This window comes from Teichococcus aerofrigidensis (assembly GCF_054073225.1).
On sequence record NZ_JBSXMU010000133.1, the window covers coordinates 1 to 7,881 of the forward strand.

9 protein-coding genes are annotated in these 7,881 nt (G+C 72.3%); 5 read left to right on the forward strand and 4 right to left on the reverse strand.

Annotation, left to right across the window (positions count from 1 at the left end; genetic code table 11):
- The 4 genes from ACVMLK_RS18210 to ACVMLK_RS18225 all read right to left on the reverse strand — a co-directional run.
- The coding region (locus ACVMLK_RS18210) for a DUF4175 family protein (protein WP_457487202.1) at positions 1-213 on the reverse strand (213 nt) is incomplete at its 3' end.
- Entirely contained in the window at positions 171-1,541 is a 1,371-nt protein-coding gene (lysA, locus tag ACVMLK_RS18215; RefSeq protein WP_457487203.1) for a diaminopimelate decarboxylase, read from the reverse strand. The genes lysA and ACVMLK_RS18210, both read right to left, overlap by 43 nt.
- A 77-nt stretch (positions 1,542-1,618) precedes the next feature.
- A complete protein-coding gene (locus ACVMLK_RS18220; protein ID WP_457487204.1) occupies positions 1,619-1,897 on the reverse strand; it encodes a hypothetical protein in 279 nt (92 codons plus the stop codon).
- Positions 1,898-2,114: 217 nt separating this feature from the next.
- Complete coding sequence (locus tag ACVMLK_RS18225) at positions 2,115-4,454, reverse strand: mechanosensitive ion channel family protein (RefSeq protein ID WP_457487205.1); 2,340 nt, start codon at positions 4,452-4,454, stop codon at positions 2,115-2,117.
- A 95-nt stretch (positions 4,455-4,549) separates the two neighbouring features.
- Between ACVMLK_RS18225 and ACVMLK_RS18230 the strand changes: the two genes are divergently transcribed.
- The 5 genes from ACVMLK_RS18230 to ACVMLK_RS18250 all read left to right on the forward strand — a co-directional run.
- Positions 4,550-4,750, forward strand: a complete 201-nt coding sequence (locus ACVMLK_RS18230) for a twin transmembrane helix small protein (RefSeq protein WP_198365670.1) — start codon at positions 4,550-4,552, stop codon at positions 4,748-4,750.
- A gap of 252 nt (positions 4,751-5,002) precedes the next feature.
- Positions 5,003-5,749, forward strand: coding sequence for an electron transfer flavoprotein subunit beta/FixA family protein (locus ACVMLK_RS18235; RefSeq protein WP_198365669.1), 747 nt, complete (start codon positions 5,003-5,005; stop codon positions 5,747-5,749).
- Positions 5,750-5,751: 2 nt separating this feature from the next.
- Positions 5,752-6,675 (forward strand): electron transfer flavoprotein subunit alpha/FixB family protein, encoded by a 924-nt coding sequence (locus ACVMLK_RS18240; RefSeq protein ID WP_198365668.1) that lies wholly within the window; start codon positions 5,752-5,754, stop codon positions 6,673-6,675.
- Between the two features lie 3 nt (positions 6,676-6,678).
- Positions 6,679-7,563 carry a 3-hydroxybutyryl-CoA dehydrogenase gene (locus ACVMLK_RS18245; protein WP_232477001.1) on the forward strand — a complete coding sequence of 295 codons (885 nt, stop codon included), beginning with the start codon at positions 6,679-6,681 and terminating at the stop codon, positions 7,561-7,563.
- 7 nt (positions 7,564-7,570) lie between these two features.
- Positions 7,571-7,881, forward strand: a 311-nt coding sequence (locus ACVMLK_RS18250; RefSeq protein WP_457487206.1) for a hypothetical protein, incomplete at its 3' end; no start/stop codon positions are given.

The following is a 7,881-nucleotide window of genomic DNA, read 5'->3' on the forward strand; positions in this document are numbered from 1 at the left end:
CAGCCAGGGCGGCAGGTGGAGGAACAGCCCCGCCAAAGCCAGGATGAGAAACAGGCCCGCGACGCCGAGCGCCGGCCAGAGCCGTGGCCAGAGCGCCTCCCAGGCCAGGGCGACCCGCGCGAGCCACCGCCCGCGCGCGAGGCGCCGGGCCAGCGGATCGCGCGGCGGCGTCATGCGGGGGGGGATCCCCCGGCCGGCGCGGCCGCCAGCCATTCGGGAACGCGCTGCCGCGCCAGCAGATCCTCATGCGTCTGGCGCGCGCGCACGGTGGCGAAGCGGGTGCCATCCACCAGCACTTCGGCCGCCAGGGGGCGGGCGTTGTAGGTGCTGCTCATGACCGCACCATAGGCACCCGCGTCCAGGAATGCGACCAAATCCGCAGGGGCCATGTCGGGCATGGCGCGGTCACGGGCGAAGGTGTCGCCGCTCTCGCAGACCGGGCCGACGATATCGGCGGGCGCCAGCGCCGCCTGCAACCGGCGGGGCGAGACCGGGAGGAGCCCGTGCCAGGCCTCGTACATGGCGGGGCGGATCAGGTCGTTCATGGCGGCGTCCAGCACCAGGAAGCGCCGTCCCCGCCCCTGCTTCTGCAGCACCACCGAGGCCAGCAGCAGCCCGGCCGGGCCGGCGATCCAGCGGCCCGGCTCCAGCATCACCGGCAGGCCGAGATCGCCCAGCGTCACCCGGATGACGCCGGCCAGGGCCTCGGGCGAGGGCGCCGGCTCGTCGCGATAGGGGATGCCGAGCCCGCCGCCGCAATCGACGCGCTCGACCGGCAGGCCGGCGGCGCGGAAGCCACGGATCATCTCGGCAAGCCGGGCATAGGCGGCGCGATAGGCCGCCATGCCCTCGGTGATCTGGCTGCCGATATGGGTGGCAATGCCGATCGGCCGGATGCCGGGCAGCGCCGCCATGCGGGCATAGAGCCCGGCCGCGTCCTCATAGGCGATGCCGAACTTGTTGTCCGCCTTGCCGGTGGTGATCTTGGCATGGGTGCGGGCATCGACATCGGGATTGACCCGCAGCGCCACCGGGGCGCGCAGCCCCATGCCCTCGGCGATGGCGGAGATCATGGCGATCTCTTCGGCGCTCTCGGCGTTCAGCTGGTAGATGCCCTGCCCGAGCGCGGAGCGGATCTCCTCCGCCGTCTTGCCGACGCCGGAGAAGACGGTGGCCGAGGCCGGGATGCCGGCGGCCAGGGTGGCGCGCAGCTCGCCGGCGCTGACGATGTCCGCCCCGGCCCCCTCGGCGGCCAGCACCCGCAGCACCGCCTGATTGTCGTTCGCCTTGGTGGCGTAATGGATGCCGGCGCGCAATCCGGCGCCCTCCAGCGCGGCGCGCAGCGCGCGGTAGCGGCGGCGCAGCGTGCCGGCGGAATAGACCCAGACAGGCGTGCCAGCCTCGGCGGCGATGCGGGCGAGCGGCACCTCCTCCAGCATCAGGCCGTCCATCGCATGGGCGGAGAGGGCGGGCCTCGCCGCGATCAGCTCGGCGAAGGAGGGGTCGGAGGCGGGATCGGGGGCGGGGAGCGGAGCGGCCATGATGCTCCCATTGTGATGCGCCGCCGCGCCGCCTGCCAGAGGTCCACTAAAAAGCGGGGTCCCTGAAAAGCGGGGGATCAGGCCACCAGCCGGATGTGGCGGCCTTCCATCGCCTCGACACGGATCACGCCGACGATCTGGCCCAGATTGCCGGCGACGAGGTGCAGCATCTCGACCGGCATGGCATCGAGCGCGATCTCGGTGCGCAACAGGGCGCCCTCGCGCTGCGAGCGGAAGCGGTCGGGCGTCAGGTCGCGCTTGGCGAAGGGCTCCAGCACGCGGGAGAGCAGGCCGGGATAGGCCTCGGCGACCACGGTGAAACGGGCGGCGGTGAGCGGAGACAGACAATCGGACATGGGAGAGGGGCTTCCGGAGCGTTCGGATCGGAGGGTGCGCGGGGCTGTCCCGGCCGCTGCCCCCCGCAGGGCGCTCAGGCGGCCGGGCCGCTAATGACGATCCCGAAGGGTCCGGTGCAGCACATGCCAGGAGGATAGATTTGGCGCGCCGGTGCTGGCAAGCCGAACCGCCAGCGGGGATCGTGCATGGCTGATCCCCGCCATTGGCATGGGTGCCTTAGGCCGGCCGGCCCGGCGGCGATGGAAAGGCCCCGCCGGGCTCCATCATCAGCTTCTGCCGGTGCGCCGGGATCTCGATGCCGAGCTCGTCGAAGCACCGCTTGATGCGGCGGTTCATCTCGCGCATCACGTTCCAGCGCTCCAGCGGCTCGGTCTTGATCCGGACGCGGATCACCGGCCCGTCAGGCGAGAGCTGATTGACGCCGAGCACCTCCATGGCGTCGCGGATCACCAGCCCCCACTTCGCCTCCGAGCGCATCTCCTGGCAGAGGCCCTGCAGCGCCTCCACCACCCGGTCGGTGTCCTCCTTGTAGGCCACCTGCACGTCGAGCAGGGCGAAGGAGAAGTCCCGCGTCATGTTGGTCACGCCGTTGACGGCGCTGAAGGGGATGATGTGCAGGCTGCCATCCAGCGCGCGGAGCTTGATCGAGCGGATCGAGAGCTGCTCCACCACTCCCGACTTGCCGCCGAGATCGACCACGTCGCCCACCGCCATGGCGTCCTCGAAGAGCAGGAAGATGCCGGTGATGACGTCCTGCACCAGCTTCTGCGAACCGAAGCCCAGCGCCAGGCCGATGACGCCGGCGCCGGCCAGCAGCGGCGCCACGTTCACACCGAGCTCGGTCAGCAGGTTGAAGGCGACGAAGAGCAGGATGACGGCCAGCAGCGTGGTGCGCAGCATCGGCATCAGCGTGCGCACCCGGGCGCTGCGCGCGGCATCGGCATCGCGCGAGAGCCGCTCCAGATGGCGTTCGATGGCCAGGTTCATCGCCTCCCAGACCAGCGCCGCCATCAGCGCGGTGAAGCCCACCGAGGCGAGCGAGCGCAGCACCCGGTTGCCCAGCGCACCGGGGGCGAACCAGGCGAAGGACCCGATGCCCCAGACCTCCATCAGCATCATCAGCACAAGCAGCGTCAGCCCGGCCGAGATGGCGCCCTTGGCCAGCGGCATGTACCGGTTGGCGCGGCTCTCCAGCGCCGGGTAGCGGCCGGTCAGGCCGGGCGCCACCCGCAGGCTGCCCGAGAGCGCCCGGCGCAGCAGCAGGTCGAGGCCCCTGGCGCCCGCCAGCACCAGCAGGGACAGCAGGCTGGCGCGCAGCAGGCGGTAGAGGCCGTGCTCGATCTGCAGGGCCCAGACTGCCCAGAAGGCCAGCAGATAGAGGATGGCGAGGATGTGCCAGATCTCGGCCAGGCCGTCGCGGAAGCGGCGGGCGGCGGCGCGGGCGCGGTGCGGCTGGTCCCCCGGGCGCAGCGGCGGCGCGCGCAGCACCCGCGCCACCGCCACGCGGTTCTGCAGCACCATGACGCCGAGGGCGATGGAGATGACCAGGTGCGACAGGCGCTGGATGGCATCATAGGCGCCCCAGGGCAGGCCGAGGAGCAGCCCGGCCTCGGCCAGGGCATAGCCGCCGACCAGGATGACCCAGAGCCGGCGCAGCCAGAGGTCGACATAGGCGGCGGTCTCGTCCGAGACCGGCAGCAGGCGCAGGCCCGGCACGGCGGGGGCGAGGGCCAGGCGCGACAGCAGGCCGAGCAGAAGGCAGGCGATATAGGCGTTGTTGGCGATCAGCAGCACGAGCTGGGTGGTGGGCAGCGGCTGTACCGCGCCGATCAGCCCGTAGGAGAGCAGGGCGAAGGCGGCCACCGGCGCCAGGTCGAGCAGCAGCCGCCCCAGCACCAGCGGCAGCCGGCGCAGCAGGACGGGCAGCTTCGGCCGGGGTCCCGTCGCCCGGGCCTCCAGCGCGCGCAACGGCCGGGCGGTGGCGCGGCGCGCCAGCATCTCGGCCAGCAGGCCGAGGCCGAAGAGCAGGGCCAACTTCCAGGAGGCGTCGGCCACCCGGGCGCGGGTCACCGGATCATAGGCCAGGGACGAGAACCAGGAGATCAGGGCGGGCAGGTCGGCCACCGTCTGCACGCCGCTGACCACCTGCTCCGAGAGCCAGTGGAGGCGGCGGGAGAGGCCCTGCAGAAGCTGGCCGCCCAGCGTGTCGGGCGCCAGGAGCTGCTCCACCGCCGCCGCCGCCGCATTGGCCGGGGGCGCCTCGGCCGAAGGGGTGGCACCGGGGACCGCACCAGGGGCGGCCGCGGGGGGAGCCCCCTCCCCCGGCTGCGCCGGGGCCGGGGCCGCCGCGGACAGGGCCTCCAGGGTGCGGATCAGCTCCTGCCGCCGCGCCTCGTCCCGCAGCAGGGCGAGCAGCCGCTGAATCTCGGCCGGCGCCACTGCCGGGGAGGCAGGCGGCGGGGCGGGCGCCGGCTGGGCCCAGGCCGCCGGAGCGAGGCCGGGCAGCGGCAGGAGGAGCAGGGCGAGCAGCAGCGTCAGCGGAATCGGGAGGCGCATGGCTGCGAGGCCAAGCCGAAGCGTTCCCTCGCGTCAACCTCCGGGGCCGGCATGGCATGCCTTGCGCCCCGCGCCGGCGGCGCTATGTGCTGCGGATGACCGTTTTCCTGTCCATCCTGCTCGGCCTCTCCATGCTGGCCACCCTCGGCGTCCTGTTCGCCGGCATGGCGGGGCTGGGGCGTGACGGGGGCGCGGCCGCCGGCGCCCGCTCGAACCGCCTGATGCGCTGGCGCGTGGTGTTGCAGGGCCTGTCCATCGCGCTCTTCCTGGCCCTGGTCTGGAGCATGCGCGGATAGGTCGGATCGGCGGTCAGGGAGGCCCTGGGTCCTTCGATCCGCCCCGGCGAACTGGCCCGCCGGGACCCGCCCTGCCCTGCCTCACCTTGCCTGATACGGAGCGCACGCCTAGGCTCCGCGCCGCAACGCAGAATGCCCGCCCCGAGAGAGGCGGCGGCGGCGGCAAGGGGTGGTCCGCATCTTCGGGGCGGCCGCCCGGTGCAGCCCCGGCTCAACAGGCTCAAACTCCAGGAAGCAGGACACGGTCAGGCGATGAAGCTCCTCGTCCCCGTCAAGCGGGTGGTGGATTACAATGTGAAGGTCCGCGTGAAGGCGGACGGCACGGGCGTCGAGACGGCGAACGTGAAGATGTCGATGAACCCCTTCGACGAGATCGCGGTCGAGGAGGCGGTGCGTCTCAGGGAGAAGGGCGCGGTGACGGAGATCGTCGCGGTCTCCGTGGGACCGGCGCAGGCGCAGGAGCAGCTGCGCACGGCGATGGCGATGGGGGCGGATCGCGGCATCCTGGTGGAGGCCGAGGGCACGGAGCCGCTGGCGGTGGCCAAGATCCTGAAGGCGCTGGTCGAGCGCGAGCAGCCGCAGCTGGTCGTGATGGGCAAGCAGGCGATCGACGACGACATGAACGCGACGGGCCAGATGCTGGCGGCGCTGCTTGGCTGGGGCCAGGGCACCTACGCCAGCAAGGTCGAGCTGTCGGCGGAGGGCGCGACGGTGACGCGCGAGGTCGATGGCGGGCTGGAGACGGTGCAGCTCACGCTGCCGGCGATCGTTACCACCGACCTGCGCCTGAACGAGCCGCGCTACGCCTCGCTGCCCAACATCATGAAGGCGCGCAAGAAGCCGCTGGAGACGCTGAAGGCGGCGGATCTCGGTGTGGACGTCACGCCGCGCCTCACCGTGCTGAAGGTCGAGGAGCCGCCGAAGCGCCAGGCTGGCGTCAGGGTCGGCTCGGTGGCCGAGCTGGTGTCCAAGCTGAAGACCGAAGCGAAGGTGATCTGAGCATGGCCGTCCTTGTCCTTTCCGACAGCACCGGCGCGACCGTCAGCCAGCCGACCCGTTGCGCCGTGGCCGCCGCGGCGCAGATCGGCGGCGACGTGCATGTCCTGGCCCTCGGCGCCGAGGCGGCCCAGGCCGCGGCCCGGCTGCCCGGCGTCGCCAAGGTGCTGCAGGCCGATGGCGCCGCCTATGAGCACGCGCTGGCCGAGCCCGCCGCCGCCCTGCTGGTGGCGCTGGCGCCGGGCTATGACCATCTGGTGGCGCCGGGCAGCGCGCTCGGCAAGAACATCATGCCGCGCGTCGCGGCGTTGCTCGACGTGCAGGTGATCACCGATGTCGCCGGGGTCGAGGGGCCGGACACCTTCCGCCGCTTCATCTATGCCGGCAACGCGCTGGCGACGGTGAGGACCTCGGATGCGAGGAAGGTGCTGACGGTCCGCGCCGCCTCCTTCGACCCGGTGGCCGCCGAGGGCGGCTCGGCCGCGGTCGAGACGGCGCCGGCGGCGGAGGATCCGGGCGTGTCGCGCTTCGTCAGCGCCGAGATCGCGCAGAGCGAGCGGCCGGAGCTGACCGCGGCCCGCGTGGTGATCTCCGGCGGCCGCGCCATGGGCTCGGCGGAGAACTTCCACCTGCTGGAGGGCATCGCCGACAAGCTGGGCGCGGCGATCGGCGCCAGCCGCGCCGCGGTCGATGCCGGCTACGCGCCGAACGACCACCAGGTGGGCCAGACCGGCAAGATCGTCGCGCCCGAGCTCTACATCGCGGTCGGCATCTCCGGCGCCATCCAGCACCTGGCCGGCATGAAGGACAGCAAGGTGATCGTCGCCATCAACAAGGACGAGGAGGCACCGATCTTCCAGGTCGCCGACTACGGCCTCGTCGGTGACCTCTTCAAGCTCCTCCCCGAACTCGAACAGGAGCTCGGCTGAGGCATGGGCGTGACGGAGATCCGCTCGGTCGGCGTCATCGGCGCCGGCCAGATGGGCAACGGCATCGCCCATGTGGCAGCCCTGGCGGGCCTCTCCGTCGCGCTGCTGGACGTGAAGGCGGAGGCGCTGGAGAAGGCGCTGGCGACCGTCGCCAGGAACATGGACCGGCAGGTCGCCAAGGGCGGCCTCAGCGGGGCGGACAAGGATGCGGCGCTCGGCCGCATCCGCACCGGCACCGAGATGTCCCTCTTCTCCGACTGCGACATCGTCATCGAGGCGGCGACCGAGAAGGAGGAGCTGAAGCTCTCCCTGTTCCGGTCGGTCTGCCCGGTGCTGAAGCCCGCGGCCATCCTCGCCTCCAACACCTCCTCGATCCCGATCACCCGCCTGGCCGCCGCGACCGACCGGCCGGAGCGGGTCATCGGCATGCATTTCATGAACCCGGTGCCGGTCATGAAGCTGGTCGAGATCATCCGCGGCATCGCCACCTCGGACGAGACCTTCGAGGCCGTCGCGGCGCTGGCCGCCACGCTCGGCAAGACCACGGCGGTGGCGCAGGACTACCCGGCCTTCATCGTCAACCGCATCCTGGTCCCGATGATCAACGAGGCGGTGCAGGCGCTGCAGGAGGGCGTCGGCGACGTGCGCTCGATCGACGCGGCGATGAGGCTCGGCGCCAACCATCCGATGGGGCCGCTGCAGCTCGGCGACTTCATCGGGCTCGACACCTGCCTGGCCATCATGCGGGTGCTGCATGAGGGCATGGGCGACAGCAAGTACCGCCCCTCCCCGCTGCTGGTGAAGTATGTCGAGGCCGGCTGGCTGGGCCGCAAGGCCGGCCGCGGCTTCTACGACTACAGCCAGGATCCGCCGAAGCCGACCCGGTGAGGGCGGCGTGAGGCGCCAGCGCCTCGTCACCGGCTTCGCCGCCTTCGCGGCGGGCTGGAGCGTCATGGCGCTGGAAATGCTCGATGGCCGGTTGATGGCGCCGGTCTTCGGCCAGACCATCCATCAATGGGGCGCCATCATCGGCACCGCCCTGGCCTTCATGTCCGCCGGCTACGTGGTGGGCGGGCGGCTCGGCGCCCGCCCCGATGGCGCCAGGGCGCTGCCGCTGCTGCTCGGCGCCGCCGCCGGCCTCGCCGCCCTCACCCCCTGGCTGGGCCGCGCCATCACCGCCGGCGCCGAGGCCGCGCTGGGGCCGCT

Bases quoted from the DNA above. Each gene is read 5' to 3' on its own strand.
- lysA (WP_457487203.1), bottom strand. From the start codon at position 1,541: ATGGCCGCTCCGCTCCCCGCCCCCGATCCCGCCTCCGACCCCTCCTTC.
- ACVMLK_RS18230 (WP_198365670.1), top strand. From the start codon at position 4,550: ATGACCGTTTTCCTGTCCATCCTGCTCGGCCTCTCCATGCTGGCCACC.
- ACVMLK_RS18240 (WP_198365668.1), top strand. From the start codon at position 5,752: ATGGCCGTCCTTGTCCTTTCCGACAGCACCGGCGCGACCGTCAGCCAG.
- ACVMLK_RS18220 (WP_457487204.1), bottom strand. From the start codon at position 1,897: ATGTCCGATTGTCTGTCTCCGCTCACCGCCGCCCGTTTCACCGTGGTC.
- ACVMLK_RS18245 (WP_232477001.1), top strand. From the start codon at position 6,679: ATGGGCGTGACGGAGATCCGCTCGGTCGGCGTCATCGGCGCCGGCCAG.
- ACVMLK_RS18235 (WP_198365669.1), top strand. From the start codon at position 5,003: ATGAAGCTCCTCGTCCCCGTCAAGCGGGTGGTGGATTACAATGTGAAG.
- ACVMLK_RS18225 (WP_457487205.1), bottom strand. From the start codon at position 4,454: ATGCGCCTCCCGATTCCGCTGACGCTGCTGCTCGCCCTGCTCCTCCTG.